This window comes from Streptosporangium sp. NPDC053982 (assembly GCF_055585205.1).
Genome location: NZ_JBVJKQ010000006.1, coordinates 124,419 through 147,432 on the forward strand (window position 1 = coordinate 124,419; position 23,014 = coordinate 147,432).

Annotated in this window: 22 protein-coding genes; 15 read left to right on the top strand and 7 right to left on the bottom strand. The window is 72.6% G+C overall.

Annotated features, from left to right (window positions below):
* Nucleotides 1-11 precede the first annotated feature (11 nt).
* From nusA to ACZ6W9_RS12275, 13 genes are all read left to right on the top strand, one after another.
* On the top strand, nt 12-1,016 hold the full coding sequence (nusA, locus tag ACZ6W9_RS12215; RefSeq protein WP_362928147.1) for a transcription termination factor NusA: 1,005 nt from the start codon (nt 12-14) through the stop codon (nt 1,014-1,016).
* Nucleotides 1,000-1,302, top strand: coding sequence for a YlxR family protein (locus tag ACZ6W9_RS12220; RefSeq protein WP_389955988.1), 303 nt, complete (start codon nt 1,000-1,002; stop codon nt 1,300-1,302). The genes nusA and ACZ6W9_RS12220 overlap by 17 nt, the downstream gene beginning before the upstream one ends.
* A gap of 142 nt (nt 1,303-1,444) precedes the next feature.
* Nucleotides 1,445-4,567 carry a translation initiation factor IF-2 gene (gene infB / locus ACZ6W9_RS12225; RefSeq protein WP_389955984.1) on the top strand — a complete coding sequence of 1,041 codons (3,123 nt, stop codon included), beginning with the start codon at nt 1,445-1,447 and terminating at the stop codon, nt 4,565-4,567.
* 125 nt (nt 4,568-4,692) lie between these two features.
* On the top strand, nt 4,693-4,992 hold the full coding sequence (locus ACZ6W9_RS12230; RefSeq protein ID WP_179818894.1) for a DUF503 domain-containing protein: 300 nt from the start codon (nt 4,693-4,695) through the stop codon (nt 4,990-4,992).
* Between the two features lie 64 nt (nt 4,993-5,056).
* Nucleotides 5,057-5,545 carry a 30S ribosome-binding factor RbfA gene (gene rbfA / locus ACZ6W9_RS12235; protein WP_389955981.1) on the top strand — a complete coding sequence of 163 codons (489 nt, stop codon included), beginning with the start codon at nt 5,057-5,059 and terminating at the stop codon, nt 5,543-5,545.
* The gene (locus ACZ6W9_RS12240; protein WP_470117676.1) at nt 5,542-6,558 is read left to right on the top strand and encodes a DHH family phosphoesterase; all 1,017 of its coding nucleotides are present in this window, start codon (nt 5,542-5,544) and stop codon (nt 6,556-6,558) included. The genes rbfA and ACZ6W9_RS12240 overlap by 4 nt, the downstream gene beginning before the upstream one ends.
* Before the next feature lie 201 nt (nt 6,559-6,759).
* Nucleotides 6,760-7,659 carry a tRNA pseudouridine(55) synthase TruB gene (gene truB / locus ACZ6W9_RS12245; protein ID WP_362928159.1) on the top strand — a complete coding sequence of 300 codons (900 nt, stop codon included), beginning with the start codon at nt 6,760-6,762 and terminating at the stop codon, nt 7,657-7,659.
* Between the two features lie 159 nt (nt 7,660-7,818).
* A complete protein-coding gene (locus tag ACZ6W9_RS12250; RefSeq protein ID WP_470117678.1) occupies nt 7,819-8,796 on the top strand; it encodes a bifunctional riboflavin kinase/FAD synthetase in 978 nt (325 codons plus the stop codon).
* Nucleotides 8,797-9,037: 241 nt separating this feature from the next.
* Nucleotides 9,038-9,307, top strand: a complete 270-nt coding sequence (gene rpsO, locus ACZ6W9_RS12255; protein ID WP_179818888.1) for a 30S ribosomal protein S15 — start codon at nt 9,038-9,040, stop codon at nt 9,305-9,307.
* A 320-nt stretch (nt 9,308-9,627) separates the two neighbouring features.
* Nucleotides 9,628-11,964 carry a polyribonucleotide nucleotidyltransferase gene (locus ACZ6W9_RS12260; protein ID WP_389955969.1) on the top strand — a complete coding sequence of 779 codons (2,337 nt, stop codon included), beginning with the start codon at nt 9,628-9,630 and terminating at the stop codon, nt 11,962-11,964.
* Entirely contained in the window at nt 11,964-13,274 is a 1,311-nt protein-coding gene (locus tag ACZ6W9_RS12265) for a M16 family metallopeptidase (protein ID WP_389956344.1), read from the top strand. The genes ACZ6W9_RS12260 and ACZ6W9_RS12265 overlap by 1 nt, the downstream gene beginning before the upstream one ends.
* A gap of 177 nt (nt 13,275-13,451) precedes the next feature.
* The gene (gene dapB, locus ACZ6W9_RS12270; RefSeq protein ID WP_362928165.1) at nt 13,452-14,189 is read left to right on the top strand and encodes a 4-hydroxy-tetrahydrodipicolinate reductase; all 738 of its coding nucleotides are present in this window, start codon (nt 13,452-13,454) and stop codon (nt 14,187-14,189) included.
* 226 nt (nt 14,190-14,415) lie between these two features.
* Entirely contained in the window at nt 14,416-14,931 is a 516-nt protein-coding gene (locus ACZ6W9_RS12275) for a GNAT family N-acetyltransferase (protein ID WP_470117681.1), read from the top strand.
* Nucleotides 14,932-15,028: 97 nt separating this feature from the next.
* On the opposite strand, the gene ACZ6W9_RS12280 is transcribed toward ACZ6W9_RS12275, so the two are convergent.
* From ACZ6W9_RS12280 to ACZ6W9_RS12305, 6 genes are all read right to left on the bottom strand, one after another.
* Nucleotides 15,029-15,898 carry a 1,4-dihydroxy-2-naphthoate polyprenyltransferase gene (locus ACZ6W9_RS12280; protein ID WP_389955964.1) on the bottom strand — a complete coding sequence of 290 codons (870 nt, stop codon included), beginning with the start codon at nt 15,896-15,898 and terminating at the stop codon, nt 15,029-15,031.
* An 86-nt stretch (nt 15,899-15,984) separates the two neighbouring features.
* Nucleotides 15,985-16,596 carry a GNAT family N-acetyltransferase gene (locus ACZ6W9_RS12285; protein WP_362928171.1) on the bottom strand — a complete coding sequence of 204 codons (612 nt, stop codon included), beginning with the start codon at nt 16,594-16,596 and terminating at the stop codon, nt 15,985-15,987.
* A gap of 106 nt (nt 16,597-16,702) precedes the next feature.
* Nucleotides 16,703-17,425, bottom strand: coding sequence for a CGNR zinc finger domain-containing protein (locus ACZ6W9_RS12290; RefSeq protein WP_470117683.1), 723 nt, complete (start codon nt 17,423-17,425; stop codon nt 16,703-16,705).
* Nucleotides 17,426-17,789: 364 nt separating this feature from the next.
* Nucleotides 17,790-18,311, bottom strand: a complete 522-nt coding sequence (locus ACZ6W9_RS12295) for a GyrI-like domain-containing protein (RefSeq protein ID WP_389955958.1) — start codon at nt 18,309-18,311, stop codon at nt 17,790-17,792.
* A complete protein-coding gene (locus tag ACZ6W9_RS12300) occupies nt 18,308-18,550 on the bottom strand; it encodes a GyrI-like domain-containing protein (protein WP_389955954.1) in 243 nt (80 codons plus the stop codon). Before ACZ6W9_RS12300 ends, ACZ6W9_RS12295 begins: the two co-directional genes overlap by 4 nt.
* A gap of 66 nt (nt 18,551-18,616) precedes the next feature.
* Nucleotides 18,617-19,219, bottom strand: coding sequence for a TetR/AcrR family transcriptional regulator (locus tag ACZ6W9_RS12305; RefSeq protein WP_470117685.1), 603 nt, complete (start codon nt 19,217-19,219; stop codon nt 18,617-18,619).
* Nucleotides 19,220-19,283: 64 nt separating this feature from the next.
* On the opposite strand from ACZ6W9_RS12305, the gene ACZ6W9_RS12310 reads away from it, so the two are divergent.
* A complete protein-coding gene (locus ACZ6W9_RS12310; protein ID WP_389955948.1) occupies nt 19,284-20,237 on the top strand; it encodes an NAD-dependent epimerase/dehydratase family protein in 954 nt (317 codons plus the stop codon).
* Nucleotides 20,238-20,550: 313 nt separating this feature from the next.
* Here the strand turns inward: ACZ6W9_RS12310 and ACZ6W9_RS12315 are convergent, their stop codons facing one another.
* Entirely contained in the window at nt 20,551-22,014 is a 1,464-nt protein-coding gene (locus ACZ6W9_RS12315) for an aminotransferase-like domain-containing protein (RefSeq protein ID WP_470117687.1), read from the bottom strand.
* A gap of 40 nt (nt 22,015-22,054) precedes the next feature.
* Between ACZ6W9_RS12315 and ACZ6W9_RS12320 the strand changes: the two genes are divergently transcribed.
* On the top strand, nt 22,055-22,945 hold the full coding sequence (locus tag ACZ6W9_RS12320) for a DMT family transporter (RefSeq protein WP_470117689.1): 891 nt from the start codon (nt 22,055-22,057) through the stop codon (nt 22,943-22,945).
* Nucleotides 22,946-23,014 lie beyond the last annotated feature (69 nt).

The following is a 23,014-nucleotide window of genomic DNA, read 5'->3' on the forward strand; positions in this document are numbered from 1 at the left end:
GGGGGAGCCTCGTGGACATCGACATGAGCGTCCTGCGCAGCCTGGAGCGGGAGAAGGACATCTCCTTCGACCTGGTCGTCAAGGCCATCGAGGACGCGCTGCTGATCGCCTACTTCCGGAGCGAGGGGGCGGCGGCCAAGGCCCGCGCCGAGCTCGACCGCAAGACCGGGCACGTGACCATCTACGCCGCCGAGCTGGACGACGGCGGCCAGGTGGTCCGGGAGTACGACGACACCCCGGGCAACTTCAGCCGCATCGCCGCGACCACCGCCAAGCAGGTCATCCTGCAGCAGCTCCGGGACGCCGAGGACGAGATCAACTTCGGCGAGTTCGCCAGCCGCGAGGGCGAGCTGGTGGCCGGGGTGATCCAGCAGGGCAAGGACCCGCGGGTCGTCCTGGTCGACCTCGGCAAGATCGAGGCCGTCCTGCCGCACAACGAGCAGGTGCCCGGCGAGGAGTACGTCCACGGCGAGCGCCTCCGCTGCTACGTCGTGCAGGTCAAGAAGGGCCCCAAGGGCCCCTCGGTGACCCTGTCGCGCACCCACCCGGGTCTGGTGAAGAAGCTGTTCGCCCTGGAGGTGCCGGAGATCGCCGACGGCACCGTCGAGATCGCGGCCATCGCCCGCGAGGCGGGCCACCGTACGAAGATCGCGGTCCGCTCCCGGCGGCCCGGGATCAACGCCAAGGGCGCCTGCATCGGCCCGATGGGCTCGCGGGTGCGCAACGTGATGGCCGAGCTCCACGGCGAGAAGATCGACATCATCGACTGGTCGGAGGATCCGGCCGAGTTCGTCGGGAATGCCCTGTCGCCCTCGCGTGTTTCGCATGTCGAGGTGATCGACAGCGAGGGGCGTGCCGCTCGCGTGACCGTGCCGGACTACCAGCTCTCCCTGGCGATCGGCAAGGAAGGGCAGAACGCCCGGTTGGCCAATCGCCTCACCGGGTGGCGCATCGACATCCGGCCCGATACCCAGACGGGGGAGGCGGCCGGTTCCGCAGATGCGCCCACGCGGTAAGCTGGAATATGGTGACCAGGCCACCCCACTGCGAACGTGTGTGGGGTGCCGGGTTCGCACGGTTTCCTCCGAGCTGCTCCGCCTGGTGGCGGTCGAGGGCGTCATCGTCCCCGACCTGCGAAGACGGCTGCACGGGCGTGGTGCTTCACTGCACCCCTCCCTGAGCTGCCTGGAGCTCGCCGAGCGGCGGCGGGCGTTTCCGCGGGCGTTTCGCGCCGCGGGACCGCTCGACCCGTCGCCGGTACGGGCTCACCTGGAAGGGCTCCACTCCGAAAGGAACGGGTGAAATGGTTGCCAACTGTCATGTAGGACGCCGAGTTGATGGGCTGGTCAGATAGCTATGAGCGCCTGATGAGCATGCGGCGATGAGTACGTCTACGTAACGACGGTCCGGCGGCTGTGCCTCCCGGGCCGAGTAAGGGAGTGCAGTGGCGAAGGTCCGGGTATACGAGCTCGCCAAGGAGTTCGGCGTTGAGAGCAAGGTCGTCATGGCCAAGCTCCAGGAGATGGGCGAGTTCGTGCGTTCGGCGTCCTCGACCATCGAGGCGCCGGTGGTCCGTCGGCTCACCGAAGCTTTGGGCGGTCCCGTCAAGGGGTCGTCCGACAGGGGCGGCAACAGGCCGTCCAGGCCGCCGCAGGCGGCACCCCGGCCGGCCGATGGCCAGGCCGGAACCGGCGCCCCCGCGGCGCCGCGATCCTCGGGTCCCAGGCCGGGACCCGTTCCCAAGCCGGGTCCGCGGCCCGGCCCCGTGGCCCGTCCCGCGGCCCCCGCGGCTGAGGCGCCGCAGGCTCCGGAGGCCCCGCAGGTCTCCCAGCCTCAGCAGCAGCAGCCTCCGCCCTCGGCGGTCCAGCCGCCGCGGTTCGAGGCGCCCCGGCCCGAGGCCACGCGTCCGGCGTCCGGCCCCCGGCCGGGTCCGCGTCCGGGTCCGCGTCCCAGCCAGGGCCCGCGTCCCGAGGCCGCGCGTCCGGAGGGCCGCCCCACCGGCGGTCCCGGCGGCGCACCCTCGGCTCCGCGTTCCGGCGCCGGCGCCGGCGCCGGCGGTCCCAAGCCCGGCCCGCGTCCGGGCCCGCGTGGCCCGCGTCCCGGCAACAACCCGTTCTCCTCGAACGCCAGCGGCATGGGCCAGGCCCGTCCGCCGCGTCCCGGTGGCCGTGACGGCGGTCCGGGCGACCGCGGCCCGCGTCCGGGCCCGCGTGACGGCGGTCCCCGCGAGCAGGGGCAGCGTGACGGCGCCGGACCGCGTCCGGGGCCCCGCCCCGGCCCGGCCGGCGCCGCCGGTCCCCGTCCGGGCCCCGGCGCGGGTGGTCCGCGCCCGGGTGGCGGCGGCGGTGTCGCCGGCCCGCGTCCCGGCGGTCCGCGTCCCAGCCCGATGATGATGCCCCAGGGCCGGCCCGCCGGTCCCGGCGGCGGCGGTGCCGGTCGTCCCGGTGGCGGCGGTGGCCGTCCCGGTGGCGGTGCGGGCCGTCCCGGTGGCGGCGGTGGCCGTCCGGGCGGCGGCGGTTTCGCCGGTCGTCCCGGTGGCGGCGGTGGCCGTCCCGGCGTCGGCACCGGCGGTCCCGGTGGCGGTGGCGGCGGTTTCGCCGGCCGTCCCGGTGGCGGCGGTGGCCGTGGCCGCGGTGGCGGCACGGCGGGCGCCTTCGGCCGTCCGGGCGGACGCCCGACCCGCGGTCGCAAGTCCAAGCGCCAGAGGCGCCAGGAGTTCGACAACATGCAGGCCCCGGCGATCGGCGGCGTGCAGGTCCAGCGCGGCAACGGCCAGACGATCCGGCTGTCGCGCGGCGCCTCCCTGGCGGACTTCGCCGACAAGATCGGCGCGAACCCGGCGTCCCTGGTGCAGATCATGCTGCACCTGGGCGAGATGGTGACCGCCACGCAGTCGGTCAACGAGGAGACGCTGCAGCTCCTGGCCGCCGAGCTGGACTACAACCTGCTCGTGGTCAGCCCGGAGGAGGAGGACCGCGAGCTCCTCGAGTCCTTCGACATCGAGTTCGGCGAGGACGAGGGCGACGAGGGCGACCTGGTCGCGCGTCCGCCGGTGGTGACCGTCATGGGTCACGTCGACCACGGTAAGACCAAGCTGCTCGACGCGATCCGGCACACCAACGAGGTGGCGCGGGAGGCCGGTGGCATCACCCAGCACATCGGCGCCTACCAGATCTCCGCCGAGCACGAGGGCGAAGACCGGAGGATCACCTTCATCGACACCCCGGGTCACGAGGCGTTCACCGCCATGCGTGCCCGCGGTGCCAAGGTCACCGACATCGCCGTCCTGGTGGTCGCGGCCGACGACGGTGTGAAGCCGCAGACCATCGAGGCGCTGAACCACGCCCAGGCGGCCGAGGTTCCGGTCGTGGTCGCGGTCAACAAGGTCGACAAGGAGGGCGCCGACCCCAACAAGGTCCGTGCCCAGCTCACCGAGTACGGCCTGGTGGCCGAGGAGTACGGCGGCAGCACGCTGTTCGTCGACATCTCCGCCAAGAACGGGACCGGCATCGACAACCTGCTCGAGGCCATCCTGCTCACCGCGGACGCCGAGCTCGACCTGCGGGCCAACGACGCGATGGACGCCCAGGGCGTCGCCATCGAGGCGCACCTCGACAGGGGCCGCGGCCCGGTCGCGACCGTGCTGGTCCAGCGCGGCACGCTCCACGTCGGCGACTCGATCGTCTGTGGCGAGGCCTTCGGCCGCGTCCGGGCGATGCTCGACGACAACGGCATGTCGATCGACGAGGCCGGTCCGTCGCGTCCGGTCCAGGTCCTCGGCCTGACCGCGGTGCCGGGCGCCGGTGACAACTTCATCGTCGTCACCGACGACCGCATGGCGCGTCAGATCGCCCAGCAGCGGGCGGCGCGCAAGCGCACCGCGGACATGGCCAGGTCCGGCCGTCGCCGCACCCTCGAAGAGCTCTTCAGCGAGATGGAGAAGGGCCAGGTCGACGAGCTCAAGCTCATCATCAAGGGTGACGTCTCCGGTTCGGTCGAGGCTCTCGAGGACGCCCTGCTCAAGATCGACGTCGGTGACGAGGTGCGCCTGCGGGTGCTCCACCGCGCCGTCGGCGCCATCACGGAGTACGACGTCAACCTGGCCGTCGCCGACGACAACGCCGTCATCATCGGCTTCAACGTGCGTCCGGAGGTCCGGGCGCGCGACCTGGCCGAGCGCGAGGGCGTCGACATCCGCTACTACTCGGTCATCTACCAGGCGATCGAGGAGATCGAGGCGGCCCTCAAGGGCATGCTCAAGCCCGAGTTCGAAGAGGTCCAGATGGGCACCGCCGAAGTCCGCGAGGTCTTCAAGGTGCCGAAGATCGGCAACATCGCCGGTACGCTGGTCCGCTCGGGCACGATCGTCCGGAACAGCAAGGCGAGGCTCATCCGCAACGGGGTCGTCATCTCCGACAACCTCACGGTCTCCTCGCTGCGCCGGTTCAAGGACGACGCGACCGAGGTCCGCGAGGGCTTCGAGTGCGGTATCGGAGTCGGCTACAACGACATCAAGATCGACGACGTCATCGAGACGTTCGAGATGCGGGAGAAGCCGCGCGTCTGATGTCCCGGTCCGGTGACGGGCCGCCCGTCGGCCGGAAGGCCCCGCCCCTCGTGGGCGAGGGCCACCGGCCGGCGGGCGGTCCCGCTCCCGCCGGCGGCACGACGACGTTCGTGGCGTGATCCGACATGTATGTAGGTGCCCTCACACTGGACATCCTGCTCGGCGACGTCCGCTCGCTGAAGCAGAAGCGCTCCGTGGTGCGACCCATCATCGCCGAGGTGCAGCGACGGTTCCCGGGTGTGGCCGTCGCCGAGACCGGCCATCTGGACCTGCACCGCCGTACGGAGATCGGGATCGCGGTCGTCTCGGCGACCGCCGCGAACTGCGGCGCGGTCATGGACGACTGCGAGCGCCTGGTCGCGTTCCATCCGGAGATCGAGTTGCTGTCGGCCAGGCAGCGGCTCTACAACGACAACGAGGACTAGCCGCAGACGGCCGGCCGCCCCCCGCTTGCGCCCGGCCGTACTGTGAGAAGGGGGGAGAGCGAACATGGACGCAGGGCGCGCACGTAAGATCGCCGACCGGATCCAGCAGATCGTCGCCGAGATGCTGGAGCGCCGGATCAAGGACCCTCGGCTGGGTTTCGTGACGGTGACCGACACGCGGGTCACCAACGACCTGAGTGAGGCGACGGTGTTCTACACCGTGTTCGGCTCCGAGGCCGAGCGGGCCGACTCGGCGGCGGCTCTGGAGAGCGCCAAGGGGCTCATCCGCTCGGAGGTGGGCCGCCAGACCGGGCTGCGGCACACGCCGACGCTGCTGTTCACCCACGACCCCCTCCCCGACAACGCCCGGCACCTCGACGGCCTGTTCGCCGAGGCGAAGGCCAGGGACGCCGAGATCGCCAGGCGGGCGGAGAGCGCGAGGCACGCCGGTGAGGCCGACCCCTACCGCAAGCCCGAGGACAGGGACGGCGTGGACGAGGCCGGCGAGGCCGAGGACGAGCCGTCCGAGCGCGCGGGACGCTCGGCGACGTGACGCCGCAGCCGCGTGACGAGGGCCCGGTTCCCGGTCGTGACTGGGACCGGGCCGTCGAGCTGATCTCCTCCGCGGAGGAGGTCGCGCTGGCCTGCCACATCTCCCCGGACGGCGACGCGCTCGGCTCGACCCTGGCGGTCGGGCTGGCGCTGCGGGCGGTGGGCAAGCGGGTCGTGGCCTCCTTCGGGGAGCGCGGCTTCACGGTGCCCCGGCTGCTGCGTTTCCTGCCGGGCCAGGATCTCCTCGTCGACCCCGACGACTACCCCGCCGCCCCCGAGCTGATGATCTCCTTCGACGCGCCCATCCCCGACCGGCTGGGTGAGCTGGCCCGCGTCGCGGGCAAGGCGCGCGAACTGGTGGTGGTCGACCACCACCCGTCCAACACCGACTTCGGCACGCTCAACCTGGTCGACCCCGGCGCGGCGGCCACCGCTGTGCTCGCCGAGGAGCTGATCCGGCGGCTCGGCCTGCCGGTCGACCGGGACATCGCGACCTGCCTCTACGCCGGGCTGGTCACCGACACCGGGTCGTTCCGGCACTCCTCGACCACCTCCGAGGTGCACGCCATGGCCGGGCGGCTCATCGCCACCGGCCTGAACCCCGAGGAGATCGCCCGGGAGCTGTGGGACCGCTCCCCGTTCGGCTACCTCCGGGTGCTCGGCCTCGCCCTGGAGCGGGTGGTCCTGGAACCGGAGGCGGGCGACGGCCTGGGTCTGGTCTGGACGTACGTCACCCACGACGACCGGGAGGCATACGGCCTGCCGTACCACGAGGTGGAGGGCATCATCGACGTGGTCCGCCGCACCGACGACGCGGACGTGGCGGTGATCCTCAAGGAGGACGACGAGGGAGCCTGGCAGGTCTCCACCCGCTCCAAGGGCGGGATCGACCTCTCCCGCGTCTGCGCCACTCTGGGCGGCGGAGGGCACGCCAAGGCGGCGGGCTTCACCTCCCACCAGCCCGTCGAGCAGACGATGGCCGCCTTCCGCGCGCTGCTGCGCCGCGCCGCCTGAGGAACCCCGCACCGCCTGAGGAACCCGTGCCCGGAGGGACCGCATCGGAACCCGCACCGAGAACTCGCACCGGAACCCGTACCCGGAGAGACCGGACCCGGAGGAATCCCCGCCGGTAAGAATCCCGGCCCGGAGGAACCCGCGCCCGGAAGGACCCCGCCGAAGCTCCCGCAGAGGCTCTCGCAGAAGGACGACCCCGACATGAGTACGGCTCGCGCCAAGCGCACCCCGCCGCCGAGCGGGCTGATCGTGGTGGACAAGCCTGCCGGATGGACCTCCCACGACGTCGTCGGCAAGCTCCGCGGCATCGCCGGCACCCGCCGGGTGGGACACGCCGGCACGCTGGACCCGATGGCCACCGGGGTGCTGGTGGTCGGCGTGGAGAAGGCCACCCGGCTGCTGGGGCACCTCGCGCTCACCGAGAAGGGCTACGACGCCACGATCAGGCTCGGGGCGTCCACCAACACCGACGACGCGGAGGGCGAGGTCACCGCCACGGCGTCCGCCGCGCACATCTCCGACGAGGAGATCGCCAAGGGCGTCGCCGCGCTGACCGGCCGGATCACGCAGGTCCCGCCGCAGGTCAGCGCCATCAAGGTGAACGGCGAGCGGGCCTACAAGCGGGCCCGGGCGGGGGAGGAGGTGGAACTGAGCGGACGGCCGGTCACCGTTTCGGCCTTCGAGGTCACCGCCGTCCGCCGCGAGGGCGACGTCGTCGACGTCGACGCCTCGGTGACCTGCTCCAGCGGCACCTACATCCGGGCCCTGGCCCGCGACCTGGGCGCCGCGCTGGGCACCGGGGGACACCTGACGTTCCTGCGCCGCACCCGGGTCGGCCCCTACGGCCTGGCGACGGCCCGGACCATCGAGCAGCTCGCCGCGGACTGCGTGATCACCCCGATGGCCGAGGCGGTGGCGGCGGCCTTCCCGAGGCGGGACGTGACCGCCGAGGAGGCGGCCGTCGTCGGGCACGGCGGGCGGCTTCCCGCCCTGGGGGCCGGCGAGGGGCCGATCGGGGTGTTCGGCCCGGACGGCACGCTCCTGGCGCTGGTCGAGGAGCGCGGCGGGTTCACCAGGTCGCTGGCGGTCTTCGTGCCCTGAGGGCGGCGCGTCCCGGTTCCGGGGGCGGTGCCCGGAAGGGCGGCTCCCGCGTCCGGGGTAAGGTGACCTGTCATCTCCGTCGGCCTCCCCGATTGCGGGAAAGCCCCCGGGACGTGGCAGGCTTTAGGAAGTCGATCCGGTACGAGGGAAGAGGCTGCGGTGCGAGGCTGGCACGGATTGGAAGACGTGCCCGGGGACTGGGGCAGGTCCGTCATCACGATCGGCGTCTTCGACGGGGTTCACCGCGGTCACCAGAAGATGGTGGCCCGCGCCGTGGAGATGGCCCACGAGCTCGGCATGTCCTCGGTCGTGGTCACCTTCGACCCCCACCCGGAGGAGGTGGTGCGGCCGGGCACGCACCCGTTGAGGCTGACGACGCCCCGGCACCGCACCGAGCTGCTGGCCGCGCTCGGCGTGGACGCGGTCTGCGTGCTGCCGTTCACCCTGGAGTTCTCCCGGATGAGCCCGGACGAGTTCGTGCAGACCATCCTGGTCGACCGGCTGCACGCCGGCGGCGTCGTGGTCGGGGAGAACTTCCGGTTCGGCCACAAGGCCGCCGGTGACATCGAGACGCTGCAGACGCTCGGCGAGAAGTACGACTTCGTGGCCGAGGCCGTCCCGCTGGTGAGCGACGGGGAGATCATCTCCTCCACCCTCATCCGGGACGGGCTGGCCGCCGGCGACACCGAGGCCGTCGCGGTGGCGCTCGGCCGCCCGCACCGGGTCGAGGGCGTGGTGGTCCGCGGTTACCAGCGGGGCCGGCAGCTCGGCTTCCCCACGGCCAACGTCGAGTCGCCCGCCTTCACCGCGATCCCCGCGGACGGCGTCTACGCCGGCTGGCTGCAGTGCGTCCCCAACGGCAACCTCCCCGTCGCCTACGACGGCGAGCGCTGGCCCGCCGCGATCTCCGTGGGCACCAACCCGACCTTCGAGGGCGTGCCCCGCACCGTCGAGGCGTACGCGCTCGACCGCGACGACCTGGAGCTGTACGGCGCCCACGTGGCCGTCGACTTCGGGCCGCGGCTCCGCGACAACCTCAGGTTCGACTCGGTCGAGGCGCTCATCGGGCAGATGCGCGCCGACGTCGACCGGGCGCGTCTCCTCACCGGCACCTGGACCCCTCCCGGCTCCTTCTGAGCCGTCTCCCGGGCTCCCGCCCGCGTGAAAGCGGTCCGCGGGAGTACGGCGGACGCGCGGGGTACGCGGCACCGGATGTGCGAGACCTTGGAGCCGGGTGGTAATCTGGCATGTCAGTTCTGTAATTGGCGAGGTCGGCGACGCCGCCACGCCGGTGCTGACGCCGCCACGGCGACTGTAGGCACGCACGGTCGCTCGGGCATCTGAGATCCCGCGTGCCCGTAGAGGTTCAAGGAGACACGTGTCGCTCGACACCGCAGCAAAGAAGCAGATCATCGGTGAGTACGCCAAGGGCGAGACCGACACAGGTTCCCCCGAGGTGCAGATCGCGCTGCTCAGCAAGCGCATCAGCGAGCTCACCGAGCACCTGAAGGTGCACAAGCACGACCACCACAGCCGCCGCGGCCTGCTGCTGCTCGTCGGTCGTCGTCGCCGTCTGCTCAAGTACCTCGCCAGCAAGGACATCGAGCGTTACCGTTCGCTCATCGAGCGGCTCGGCCTGCGGCGATAGAATGATCGGGGAGCGGCGCGACGCGCCGCTCCCCGGCCACATCGGAAGGTGCCCGGCGCGTCGCGCCACAGGAGCACCGGTCCGATGCGCAAAACTGAACAGCCGAGACAACTGCCCCGCGTCCGCCAGCAAGCGCGCCCCACGGCGTGGGAGGGCCGGTCCTCGGTAGTGGCCCCCGGTCATCACGGCGAGAGCCGTACGGAACCGGGCGCTTCGATCGAAGACCGGCGCTGCACCACGGGGAGGCCGGCAAAAGGAGGTCAGGCGCGACACGCGTGCCTGACCGGGCGCGGGCGACCGATCCCACAAGGAGGTCCCCCGTGGAGGGTGTCCACAACAGCGAAGCCGTCATCGACAACGGCTCATTCGGCACGCGTACCGTCCGGTTCGAGACCGGGCGCCTGGCGCGCCAGGCGGCGGGTTCCGCCGTCGTCTATCTCGACGACGAGACGATGGTCCTTTCGGCCACCACCGCCTCGAAGCATCCCAAGGAGAACCTCGACTTCTTCCCGCTGACGGTCGACGTCGAGGAGCGGATGTACGCCGCGGGCCGCATCCCCGGCTCCTTCTTCCGCCGTGAGGGCCGTCCCTCCGAGGACGCCATCCTCACCTGCCGCCTGATCGACCGGCCGCTGCGCCCGTCGTTCGTCAAGGGCCTGCGCAACGAGATCCAGGTCGTGGCGACCATCCTGGCGCTGCACCCCGACCACCTGTACGACGTGGTCGCGATCAACGCCGCGTCCCTGTCCACCCAGCTCGCCGGGCTGCCCTTCTCCGGCCCGATCGGCGGCGTCCGCGTCGCGCTGATCGACGGCCAGTGGGTCGGGTTCCCGACCCACCCGGAGCTGGAGCGCGCCACCTTCGACATGGTGGTCGCCGGCCGCGTCCTGGACGACGGCGACGTCGCGATCATGATGGTCGAGGCCGAGTCCACCCGTGACACGCTCAAGCTCGTCGCCGACGGCGCCGTCGCGCCGACCGAGGAGACCGTGGCGCAGGGCCTCGAGGCGGCCAAGCCGTTCATCAAGGTGCTGTGCGACGCGCAGGCCAGGATCGCCAAGGTCGCCGCGAAGGAGACCGCCGAGTACCCGCTGTTCCTCGACTACCAGGACGACGTCCTGGAGGCGGTGACCACCGCGATCCGCAGCGAGCTCGCCGCGGCGCTGACCATCGCCGGCAAGCAGGAGCGCGAGGCCGAGCTCGACCGCGTCAAGGCCCTGGCGCTGGAGAAGCTGGGCGCCGACTTCGAGGGTCGCGAGAAGGAGATCTCCGCGGCCTTCCGCACGGTGACCAAGAAGCTCATGCGCGAGCGGGTCATCAACGAGGGCGTCCGCATCGACGGCCGTGGGGTCAAGGACATCCGCCAGCTCAACGCCGAGGTCCACGTCGTGCCCCGGGTGCACGGCTCGGCCCTGTTCGAGCGCGGCGAGACCCAGATCATGGGCATCACGACGCTGAACATGCTCCGCATGGAGCAGATGATCGACACGCTCAACCCCGAGCGCACCAAGCGCTACATGCACAACTACAACTTCCCGCCCTACTCCACCGGCGAGACCGGCCGGGTGGGCTCGCCCAAGCGCCGCGAGATCGGCCACGGCGCGCTCGCCGAGCGGGCGCTCATCCCGGTCCTGCCGGCCCGCGAGGAGTTCCCCTACGCGATCCGCCAGGTCTCCGAGGCGCTCGGCTCCAACGGCTCGACCTCCATGGGCTCGGTCTGCGCCTCGACGATGGCGCTGCTCGACGCGGGCGTCCCGCTCAAGGGCATCGTCGCCGGCATCGCGATGGGCCTGATCAACGAGGGCGACCAGTACGTCACGCTGACCGACATCCTCGGGGCCGAGGACGCCATGGGCGACATGGACTTCAAGGTCGCCGGCACCAAGGACGTCATCACCGCGCTGCAGCTCGACACCAAGCTCGACGGCATCCCCGCCTCGATCCTGGGCGCCGCGCTGAAGCAGGCCAAGGGTGCGCGTCTGGCCATCATCGACGTGATGCAGGAGGCGATCGACTCCCCGGCGGAGATGAACGCCACCGCGCCGCGCATCATCACGATCAAGGTCCCGGTCGACAAGATCGGCGAGGTCATCGGCCCGAAGGGCAAGATGATCAACCAGATCCAGGACGACACCGGCGCCGAGATCACGATCGAGGACGACGGAACGATCTACATCGGCGCCACCGACGGCCCGTCCGCCGAGGCGGCCCGGTCGGCGATCAACGCCATCGCCAACCCGCACATGCCGGAGGTCGGGGAGCGCTACCTGGGCACGGTCGTCAAGATCGCCGCCTTCGGCGCCTTCATCTCCCTCATGCCGGGCAAGGACGGTCTGCTGCACGTCTCCCAGATCCGCAAGCTGCACGGCGGCAAGCGCATCGAGAACGTCGAGGACGTCATGAACGTCGGCGAGAAGGTCCAGGTGGAGATCGCCGAGATCGACTCGCGCGGCAAGCTGTCCCTGGTCCCGGTCGAGGTCGTGGAGCGGGAGGCGGAGGCCAGGGGCGAGGCCGGCACGCCGGAGTCGGGTGACGCCGCTCCCGTCGCGTCCGCCGCCCCGGCCGAGTCCGGTGAGGAGCGGCCGCGCCGCACCCGTACCCGTACCCGCAGCGGCAACGGCGGCGGCGGCCGCGGGGGGGAAGACCGCAACTCGTGATCACGACCACTCTGCACCCCGGCAAGGACGGCGCCGGGGTGGTGCGGCGCACCGTCCTCCCCGGTGGGCTCCGGGTGGTGACCGAGTCCATGCCGACCGTGCGTTCCGTCGCGGTCGGCATGTGGGTCGGCATCGGATCGAGGGACGAGACCCCCGAGCACATGGGGGCCTCCCACTTCCTTGAGCACCTGCTGTTCAAGGGCACCCCCACGCGGGACGCGCTGGAGATCTCCGCGGCGATCGAGGGCATCGGCGGTGAGATCAACGCCTTCACCTCCAAGGAGTACACCTGCTACTACGCGCGGGTCCTCGACGAGGACCTGCGGGTGGCGATCGACGTCCTCTCCGACGTGGTCACCTCCTCGGTCATCACCCCCGAGGACGTCGAGGCCGAGCGTGGCGTGATCCTCGAGGAGATCGCCATGCACGACGACGACCCGTCGGACGTGGTGCACGAGCAGTTCTCCGCGGAGCTGTACGGTGACACGCCCGTCGGGCGGCCGATCCTCGGCACGGTCGAGTCGATCAACGCCATCGACCGCGACCGGATCGCCGAGTACTACCGACGGCACTACCTGCCCACGCACACCGTCGTGGCGGTGGCGGGCAACGTCACCCACGAGCGGGTCGTCGAACTGGTCGCCGCCGCCTACGAGCGGGCCGGAGCCCTCGGCGGCGACGCCGCGCCGGTCCCCCCGCGCGTCTCGGGCCCCGGCGTCGAGTCGCACTCCGGCGTCCGGGTGCTGCACCGGCCGACCGAGCAGGCCAACCTGGTCCTCGGCACGACCGGCCTGGTCCGCACCGACGACCGCCGCTTCGCGCTCGGCGTGCTGAACGCGGCGCTCGGCGGCGGCATGTCGTCGCGGCTGTTCCAGGAGATCCGGGAGAAGCGGGGGCTCGCCTACTCGGCGTACTCCTACACCTCCTCCTACGCCGACACCGGCCAGTTCGGCGTCTACGTCGGCTGCCTGCCGTCGAAGATCGACGAGGTGCTGAAGATCTGCCGCGAGGAGCTCCTGCGGGTCACCGCCGAGGGCATCTCCTCAGAGGAGATCGGCCGGGGCAAGGGGCAGATGCGCGGCGGCCTGGTGCTGGGCCTGGAGGACACCGGCTCCCGGATGTCCAGGATCGGCAAGGGCGAGCTGGTCTTCGACGAGCACCTGTCGGTGGACGAGATCCTCGCCCGGATCGACGCGGTCACCCCCGAGGAGATCACCGCCGTCGCCCGTGACGTCCTCAGCCGCCCGATGACCCTCGCGGTGATCGGGCCCTACGAGGGCAAGGACTTCAGCGCGGCTCTGACCGGCTGACCGGCTTCGAGGTCACGGTCTCACGGCATCACGGACGGCCCCGGCGCTCCCGAGCGCCGGGGCCGTCCCGTGTCCTGGCCGTCCCGTGTCCTGGCCGTCCGGCGCCCGAGCCGCTCCTCCGCCGCGCCGGGCGGTGCTCGCGAGGGGGCGGGACGGCCGACGGTATAGCCTGTGGCCGTGATCAGGGTTGGAGTTCTGGGCGCGCGCGGACGCGTCGGCAGGGAAGTGTGCAAGGCCGTCGAGGCCGCCGGTGACCTGGAGCTGGTCGCCCCCCTCGACAAGGGCGACCCGATCGAGGGGCTCACCGGCTGCGACGTGGTGGTGGACTTCACCCACCCCGACGTCGTCATGGGCAACCTCGAATGGTGCATCGCCCACGGCGTCCACCCGGTGGTCGGCACCACCGGCTTCGACGCCGGGCGGCTGTCCACCGTGCGCGGCTGGCTCGATGCCAGCCCCGGCGTCAACGCGCTGATCGCCCCCAACTTCGGCATCGCGGCCGTGCTGATGATGCACTTCGCCCAGCAGGCCGCCCGCTACTTCGACTCCGTCGAGATCGTCGAGCTGCATCACCCGAACAAGGCCGACGCGCCCTCCGGCACCGCCCGCCGTACGGCGGAGCTGGTCGCCGAGGCGCGGCGCAAGGCCGGGGCCGGGCCGATGCCCGACGCCACCAGCGCCGAGCTGGAGGGCGCGCGCGGCGCCGAGGTGGACGGGGTCCGCGTCCACGCCGTACGGCTGGCCGGGCTGATCGCCCACCAGGAGGTGCTGCTGGGCGGGGACGGCGAGACCCTCACCATCCGCCACGACACCATGAACCGCTCGTCGTTCACCCCCGGCGTCCTGCTGGGCGTGCGCCGGGTGGGGGAGACGCCGGGGCTCACCGTGGGCCTGGAGCACCTGCTCGACCTCTGAGAGACCGTCCTGGGCCCGTCCGGCGGTATCCGGCGGGCCCTGAGGAGGTTCGTCCGGCGGAGCCCACCGGACGGGGGCTCCGGACACCGCGCCGCGGACCTCCACCGGTCCTCCCGTCCCGGCTGTCCGGCGGGCCTTCCATGCTCCGGGTCATCGGCCTCCGGCGGCTTTCCCGGCATGCCGGTCACCTGGGGAGGAAGCGCATGCTCCGGTATCCTCCGATCCCGTGACAGGAGATCGACGCCCGGATCCGGGCGGGGTGCGCTGGGCCGAGGCGGGGGAGCTGCCCGGGCTGGCCGCGGTGGAGACCGCCGCCGACGGGATGTTCGCCGCGGTGGGCATCATCTTCCCGCCCGACCCCACGACGATCGCGGAGACCGGCGACCCGTCGCGGGTCCTGGTGGCCGGCACACCGCCGGTCGGCTTCGCCATGATCGGCTGGGTGGACGGCGGCGTCCACCTCGACCAGCTCGCCGTCCACCCGGATCACGGGCGGCGCGGCATCGGGGGGCGGCTGCTGGAGGCGGTCTGCGACCACGCGGCCTCGGTCGGCGCGTCGGCGGTGACGCTGACGACGTTCCGGGACGTGCCGTGGAACGCGCCCTGGTACGCCCGGCGCGGCTTCGCCGTACTGGATCCCGCGGAGTGGGGGCCGGAGATGGCCGCGCTGGTGGCGCATGAGCGCGAGCTGGGCATCGAGCTCGCGCCCCGCGTGGTGATGCGCCGCCCGCTGGCCGCCTGAACCCCGGCGCACCGGCCGGACCGTGAGGATCACCGGTGGCCGCCGGGGCCGCCGGGCCGGGCCCGTACGGAGGGCCGGACCGGCTCGGCGGCCCTTGTCAGAGGGCGAGGCCGACGGTGAACAGCAGGCCGAAGGCGAGCTGGAAACGGCCCGTCTGCTGGAGTGTGGCGATCAGGGCCGGGCCGGTTGCGCCGCGCCCGACGAACAGCACCGGGGCGATCGCCAGCGGCGCGGACAGGATGGCCAGCGCCGTGAACGGCCGCCACACCGCCATGACGAGCGCGACGGCCAGCGGCAGGACGAGGCAGAGGGTGTAGAGGACGCGGGTACGGTGGTCGCCCAGCAGCACGGCCATGGTGCGCTTGCCCGCCGGACCGTCGGTGGTGATGTCACGCAGGTTGTTGACCACCAGCATCGCGCAGGCCAGCAGGCCGACCGGCACGGAGGCCGCCAGGGCGGTCCAGGAGAGCCGTTCGAGCTGGACGAACGTCGTGCCCGCCGTCGCCACCAGGCCGAAGAACACGAACACCGACAGCTCGCCGAGCGCGCGGTAGCCGTAGGGCCGCGAGCCGCCGGTGTAGAACCAGGCCGCAGCGATCGCCAGCGCGCCCACCGCCAGCAGCCACCACGCCCGGGTGACCACGACCAGCGCCAGGCCCGCCACCGCGGCGGCGGCGAAGCAGCCCAGGGCCGCGGCGAGGACCTGGCGGGGCGCCGCCGCCCCCGAGCCGACCAGGCGCATCGGCCCGACCCGCTGGTCGTCGGTGCCGCGCACGCCGTCGCTGTAGTCGTTGGAGTAGTTCACCCCGATCTGCAGGGCGAGCGCCACGAACAGGGCGAGCAGGGCGCGCCACCACACCGCCCCGCCGTCCCCGATCGCGACGCCGGTGCCGACGGCGACGGGGACGACGGCGGCGGGAAGGGTGCGCGGACGTGCTCCGGCGATCCACTGGCTCGGGGTGGCCATGGGCTGCGGGGTTCCTCTCGAGCGTTGTCACCGGCCCGCGGCCGGTCCCGGGCGCATCGCGGCCCCGGGCCGGCGCGCGCCGGCGTTCAGCTGATGTCGGTGGCCAGGCGGACCATCCGCACCGGCCGCCCCATGTTAAGGACCCGCTCGGCCCCGTCCTCACCCCACCCCGCCGATTCCAGGAACCCGAGGACCCGGTGGTTGTCGGCGAAGACCCACGTCACGATGGTGTGGTAGCCGTCGTCGCGGAGGTAGTCGACCGTCGCGTTGAGCAGGCGGCTGCCGTGCCCGCGCCGGACGTAGTCGGGGTCCACCAGGAAGCTGAGCATCTCCGCCGTGGTGTCCGGGTTCAGGTCGGGGTCCTCGGCGGGGGCGTGGGAGGCCAGGCCCACCACACGCTCGGCGCCCCGCATCGCCGCGGCGGCCTCGATCCCGCCGGGGCCGAGCGCGGGGAACGCGTCGGTGTCGAGGACGACCTGCTCGACCGCCACCAGGACCCGGTGGCGGGAGGACGGCGGGCTGACGATCGCCTCGTCCCACTGGCGCCGCCACATCGCCTCGGCCGCCGCGTTGGTCATCTGCTCGAGCGGCCCCTCGGGAAGGAAGTCCCGGTAGCCGTATTTCCAGGCGCGAATCTGGGTGCTCGTCACCGCGGCGACATCATCGTGCCGAGCCACCCGCACGCCTACGTCTGCCATCTCGGCCCGCTCCTTTGCTGCCGTGCCGTCGCCTCAGGACGCGCTGCCTCGCGGTTCTCCGGCCGCGCGAGCGGGCATCAGGCGCGGTGATCCGTGAGACAGGCACCTACACCGTATCGGGGAATCCGGCTCGTAGATGACGCGATCCGGTCTCCGCCTGACGTCGTGCCCGATATGCCCGAGTCTTTGTACGGTTGCCGCACACCCTCATGGAGCACCAGGACCGCGAGCGGTTCTTCGAGGAGTCGACGAACGCCCACTGGCAGGTGCTCTCGGTGCACACCTTCAGTCTGGACCACATCCCGGCCGCGTGCGCGGCCATCACCGCCGCCGCGATCCGCGCCAGCCCTGCGGGCGTCCCCTCCGCGACCGGCTCCAGGGCCGGTTCGCCGGCCGTCAGGACCACCCGCAGCGGGAGCCCGGCGAGCACCCGCGACGGAGGGCCGGACCATCCGTCGCCGGGCACGTCATCGTCCGCCGGCCCGCCGGGGCCGCCGGGGCCGCCGGGGGCATCGGCGTCGCGGACGCCGTGGAGGTCATCGCGGTCGCGGGCGTCGCCGCGGCCGTGGGCGTCGTCACGGTCTCCGGCGTCATGGCCGTGGGCGTCGCGGTTGCGGGGGGCGTGGTTACGGCGGAGCGCCTCGCGCAGGGTCTCCCGCAGGGCGACGGCCAGCGCGAGGTCGTCGGCGGTGGCCGTGTCGGACGGCGCGGCCAGCCCGCGCCCGGCGAGCCAGGCCGCCAGCGCCGCGGGGGACGGGATCGTGTCGGCGCCGCTCTCGACGTCGTAGGTGTTCACGAAGTCGCAGACCAGGGCGGCAGGATCGTTCATCGGGGCGATCACCTCTTCGCAACCACTGTATGGCATTAGAGGGTTGTATTCCGTGCGACTCCACCATGGACGGTTCGGCGGTGTTCAGGGGTGCGGGCTTCCCCGCGGCGGTCTCGCGACCGGGTCCGCGGTCGGCCTCGCGGCCGGGCCCGGATCCGCCCGGGGCGGTCCTACGGCGACCCGGGCCGGGCCCGGAGGCGGTCCCGCCGCCATCCGGGGCCCGGGACGGTCCGCGGTCCGGTCCGCCGTAGACACCCGCACGGCCTTTGGCCGCGTCATCTTCGATGCCTGCCGGGTGGTCTGTGAAGGGGCGACGCCCGGGCTCTGGCGGCTTCACCCGCTCTCGGCGCCGGCGGCGGGCCGATCACCCGGCGATGCGTGCCACCGGCTGCCTGAGAAGGGTCCTGGGTTCGGGATCGGTGAAGTCGGTCAGGTAGATCTCGTGGTGCAGGCCGTTGCGTACCAGGCCGTGCTCGGCCATGAACGCCTCCATCACGTCGAGTGACGCTTTCTCTTCGCTGTAGGGCCCCTCGTGGAGCAGTTCCACGCATTCGCCCTCGGTGAAGATGACCAGTTGGACGCGGTCGGCGGCGGCGCCGGACGTGCGGGCCTGCTCACATGCCGTCTCGACCGTCCCGGGTTCGGGTGTGTCGGGCAGCGGCAGCAGCAGGTGCCAGCGCCATCGGTCGCGCGGCACCTCCAGTGGCGGCAGGGTGGTGTCCTCCACCCACCAGCGGCCTTCCAGGGGGCCGGCCGGACCGCCCATGGCGGAGGCCACAGCGTACAGGGCGCCGATGGCCGAGACGTGCTCGGCGCCGCCGGGCTCGCCCAGGCCGGTGACGTTGAGGCAGGCGACGGGGCCGCAGTGGACCAATCGCGGTGTCATGGCTCCTCCAAAGGAATCATCAGGTGGGTGATCAGCCGATCGGGTGGGGTGGTTGCCGGGTCCGGCACGTACGCCTCGCGGATCGGACCGCGGACGGGACAGCGCCGCTCGGCGCACCGGGACAACAGCGCATGCGCGGTCGGCCCGATCTGGCCGTACGGGCCGACGTGAGTGGCGCCGGCGAACCGGCCGATCGGCAACGGCTCCTCGTCCATGCCCCCAGCGTGGGGTCTCCCCATATGGGAGAGTCCAGCCGTGCGTCCCCGATCAGAAGGAATGGGGACACACGGCTGGACTCTGACCGGCTACGGGGCCGGGGTGCGATGGCCGCGGAAAGCCGCCTCCAGGGCGAGATGCCAGTGGTGGTCGGCCTGGGGGCGAGGGCCGAGCGAGCCGAGGAGTTCAAGACTGGCCAGGCCGTGGACCAAGGCGTTGAGGTGAACGGCGATATCGCGGGGGTCGGCGGGGGCGAACCGGCCCGCGTCGACGCATCTCGTGACGGCCCGTACCAGCGTGTCGAACGTGCCTTGGATCTGGTCCAGGGTCGCTTGGTCCGGCTGGAAGTCGGCGATGGGGCGGCCGAACATCAGCTGGTACAGATGCGGGTTGTCCAGGGCTGAGGCCCGGTAGGCGAGTCCGAGCGCCATCAGGCCGGCCTCCGGGTCGCCGTCGGCGGGCACCCGGGTGAACTCGTCGGCGAGCCGCTCGAATCCTTCCAGGAACATCGCGCGCAGCAGGCCGGCCTTGTCGCCGAAGAGGTTATAGACGGCTTTGGTGGAGGTGCCGACCTCCTGGGCCAGGCGTCGGGTGCTGAGCATCTGTGGGCCCTCCTGGGCGAGCAACCGTCCGGCGGCGTCCAGGAGGTCTCGGCGCAACTCGTCGTAGTCGCGGGTACGTGGGCGTGCCATTTGACAAGTATATAGCAACGATGTTTCATAACAGCGTTTCCAAATTGTCGACAGGGAGGTCACCGTGCCCGCTCTATCCGATCTGCATGTCGTCCTCGGCGCCGGAGGGGCCGTTGGCGCTTCCGTGGTCCGTGAGCTCGCCTCCCAGGGATGCCGCGTCCGCGCCGTCAACCGCAGCGGACGGGTGCCGGCGCTGCCCGGGGTGGAGGCCCACCGCGCCGACATCACGACCGTGGAGGGGGCCGAGGCGGCTTGCGCCGGAGCCGAGGTCGTCTACCACTGCGCCGCGCCCGCCTATGACCGATGGGTGGAGGAGTTCCCCCGTATGACCGACGCGGTGCGCCAGGGCGCCGCCGCCTCCGGTGCCAAGCTCGTGCTCGCCGACAACCTGTACATGTACGGACCCGTCGGCGCCCCCATGACCGAGACGCTGCCCTGCGCCGCCCGCAATCCCAAGGGCCGGGTTCGCGCGCAGATGGCCGAGTCCCTGCTTGCCGCCCACCGATCCGGCGAGCTGCGTGTCGCGCTGGGCAGGGCTTCCGACTACTACGGTCCCGGCGGCGTCAACACCGTCGCCGGTGCGACGGTGTTCGCGGCGGCGCTGGCCGGCAAGCCCATCCGTTGGGTCGGGGCGCTCGACCAGCCCCATACGCTCGGCTACTTGCCCGACATCGCCAGAGGTCTGGTGAGGCTCGGCCGCGACACGCGCGCCGACGGCCAGGTCTGGCACCTGCCGGCGGCACCGGCCGTGACGGGCCGGGAGTTCCTCGATCTGGTGATCGCCGCGCTGGGGAAGCCCTGCAGGACGGCGGCGCTCGGCCGTCCGGCGCAACGTCTGATCGGCCTGTTCAACCCGACCGTGCGTGCCCTCGGCGAGACGTGGTATCAGCGCGACCGGCCGTTCGTGAGCGACACTTCGAAGTTCACCGCCACGTTCGGGCCGTTCACCGCGACTCCGCACGCCACCGCCGTCACCGCCACCCTTGACTGGTACCGCGCCTACTCGGCCCGCCGGTAGGAGTGGAACGGCGAACCGGGTTCGGTGGGTCAGGGGCCACCCCGAGAACCTCGACCTCGGTACCCGGGAAGGCCGGTTCACGTTCACCGCCCTGGCCGCCACGGCCGAGTCCGGGCTCCGCGCCGAACGCCGGGCCGAGGGCATCGAAGCGGTCAAACGCCGCGAAGCCGACGGCGACACGCTGCCCGGCAAGAAGATCGGGCCGCTCCACCGTCATCGGGACCGCCGAACTCGCCGCCCCGCGCGGGCTGGTCGACGACGGCGTCTCCGTCGCCGAAGCCGCCCGCACCCTCAAGGTCGGCCGTTCCACCACCTACGGGGCGCTCACCGGCGGTTGACCAGCAGCTATCTCACCCCGCGGCCCGTTCCTGCCGTATTCCGGTGGCACTCCCAGGGCGGCCGCCAGCCGCCGCACCCCCTCCGACAGCTCCGCCACGTGGGCGGCGGCCGAGTGGGTCACCCGGATGCGGGGCCCGGGAGGCTCGGCCGGGTGATAGACCTGGCCGGGACTGACCGTGACGCCCGCCCGCCGGGCCGCCTCCACCACCGCGTCCTCGCCGGTGCCGGGCGGCAGCCGTAACCACAGGTGGAGGCCGCCCCGGGGCACGAGGTGGACGTCGACGGCCGGCAGGTGGACGGTGAGCTCCGTGACCAGCGCGGTCCTGCGGGCCGCCAGCTCGGCGCCCAGCGCCGCCAGGTGGCGGGGCCAGGCGGGGGAGCCGACGAGCTCCAGCGCCGTCTCCTGGAGCAGCCTGGGCACGAAGAACGACTCCACGACCTGGCTCGCACGCAGCCGCAGGGCGGCCGGTCCGCGGGCGACGACCCCCGCGACCCGCATGCCCGCCGACAGCGGCTTGGTCAGCGAGTTGACGTGCACGACGGTGCCGTGGGGGTCCAGCGCGACCAGCGGGGGCGGGGCCGGGGAGGTCGTCAGATATCTGGCGTAGTCGTCCTCGACGACGAACGCCCCGGCGGCCCGGGCGATCGCGAGCACCTGGTGCCGCCGGTCCGGGGGCAGCGTCGCGCCGGTGGGGTTGTGCAGGGTGGGCTGACAGTAGAAGATCCGCGCGCCCGTCACCGCGAACGCCTCCGCCAGCAGCTCCGGCCGCACCCCGTCGCGGTCCACCGGCACGGCCGTGGCCCGCAGCCCGGCCGCCCGCGCGGCGGCGAGCGCGCCGGGGTAGGTGGGCGTCTCGACGAGTACGGCCGTGCCCGGCGCGGCCAGCGCGCGGAAGGCGTGGGTCAGGGCGGCCTGGCCCCCGGCGGCCACCAGGACGTCGGCCGCGGTGACGCCGCCGCCGGCCTCCCGGGCGAACCATCCGCGCAGCTCGGCCAGGCCGTTCAGTGGCGGCGTCTCCCAGACGCCGGGACGGCGCGCCGCGCGGGAGGCCGCCGCAGACAGGGCCCGCTCCGGCAGCAGCGCCGCCGGGAGATAGCCGCCGGTGAGGGGGACGACGCCCTCCGGCGGCGGGGTGAGCAGGCCGCTCACCGCGGCGTCGTCCACCACGCGGTCGCCGAGGGCCACCGTCTGCCAGGACAGGTCCGCCGCGTCGTCCGGGCGGGGAACGGCGGGGGCGACGTAGGTGCCGCTGCCGGGCCTGATGATCACCCTGCCCTCCGCGGCGAGCCGCCCCAGGGCCCGCGACACGGTCACCGGGCTCACACCGTGGGTCCGCACCAGCTCGCGGCTCGACGGCAGCCGGTCGCCGGGGCGCATCCGGGCGGCGGTCTCCCTGATGCTGGCTGCCAGCCGGACGATACTGCTATCGTCATTCATGATGGATAAGAGTAGCGCTATTGTCCGGAATCGAGTAGCGGTGCCCCACCGTGAGGGCCCGTCGGACACGGCGTGGCGCGGCACCGTCCTCGCCGGACTCGGCGTCCTGACGTTCTCCATGTCGTTCCCGGCCACGGCGTTCGCGATGAGGGGCTTCGACCCCTACCTCGTGGCCGCCGGCCGGGCCGCCCTCGCCGCCGCCGCGGCGCTGGTCTTCCTCCTCGCCACCCGGGCGCCCCTGCTGCCGCCCCGACGCCTGCTCGGCCCCTACCTGCTCATCGCGGCCGGCGTCGTGGTCGGCTTCCCCCTCTTCAGCGGGCTGGCGCTCGCCGCCGGGGCGAGCACCTCCCACGCCGCGGTGGTCATCGGGCTGCTCCCCGCGGCCACCGCCGCCTGCGCCGCCGTACGCGGCGGGGAGCGGCCCCGGCCGCTCTTCTGGGCGACGTGCGCCCTGGGCGCCGCGGCGATCACCGCCTTCACCCTCAGCCGGGGCGGCGGCCACGTCACCGGAGCCGACCTGCTGCTCGTCGGCGCGCTCGTGTCGGCCGCCGTCGGCTACACCGAGGGCGGCCGGCTCGCCCGGGAGATCCCCGGTTCGCACGTCATCTCCCATGCCCTCGTCGTCGCCGTGCCCCTCACCGTCCCGGTGACCGTCGCACTGGCACTGACGACGGAATCGCGGCCGGACGCGGTGTCGCTCGCGGGGTTCGCCTACGTCGGACTGTTCTCCATGTTCCTCGGCTTCATCCCCTGGTACGCCGGCCTGGCCGCGGGCGGGATCGCCCGCGCCGGCCAGACCCAGCTCGCCCAGCCGCTGCTGACGCTGGTGTGGGCCTGGCTCCTGATGGGCGAGCGGTTCGGGCCGGTCACGGTCGTGGCCGCCGTCGCGGTGCTCGCGTGTGTCGCCGCCTCCCAACGGGCACGCTCTTGAAAGATTGTGACATCCGGGCGCAGGATGTGAGCTGTGCCTGTCACAACCGGGCGGCCGAAGGGGTGGCAT

Coding starts and splice junctions, on each gene's coding strand:
- ACZ6W9_RS12230 (WP_179818894.1), top strand. CDS start 4,693: ATGTATGTAGGTGCCCTCACACTGGACATCCTGCTCGGCGACGTCCGC.
- ACZ6W9_RS12290 (WP_470117683.1), bottom strand. CDS start 17,425: ATGAACGATCCTGCCGCCCTGGTCTGCGACTTCGTGAACACCTACGAC.
- ACZ6W9_RS12300 (WP_389955954.1), bottom strand. CDS start 18,550: ATGGGGAGACCCCACGCTGGGGGCATGGACGAGGAGCCGTTGCCGATC.
- ACZ6W9_RS12220 (WP_389955988.1), top strand. CDS start 1,000: ATGCGCCCACGCGGTAAGCTGGAATATGGTGACCAGGCCACCCCACTG.
- rbfA (WP_389955981.1), top strand. CDS start 5,057: ATGGACGCAGGGCGCGCACGTAAGATCGCCGACCGGATCCAGCAGATC.
- ACZ6W9_RS12285 (WP_362928171.1), bottom strand. CDS start 16,596: ATGGCAGACGTAGGCGTGCGGGTGGCTCGGCACGATGATGTCGCCGCG.
- ACZ6W9_RS12295 (WP_389955958.1), bottom strand. CDS start 18,311: ATGACACCGCGATTGGTCCACTGCGGCCCCGTCGCCTGCCTCAACGTC.
- truB (WP_362928159.1), top strand. CDS start 6,760: ATGAGTACGGCTCGCGCCAAGCGCACCCCGCCGCCGAGCGGGCTGATC.
- ACZ6W9_RS12315 (WP_470117687.1), bottom strand. CDS start 22,014: ATGAATGACGATAGCAGTATCGTCCGGCTGGCAGCCAGCATCAGGGAG.
- ACZ6W9_RS12305 (WP_470117685.1), bottom strand. CDS start 19,219: ATGGCACGCCCACGTACCCGCGACTACGACGAGTTGCGCCGAGACCTC.
- ACZ6W9_RS12280 (WP_389955964.1), bottom strand. CDS start 15,898: ATGGCCACCCCGAGCCAGTGGATCGCCGGAGCACGTCCGCGCACCCTT.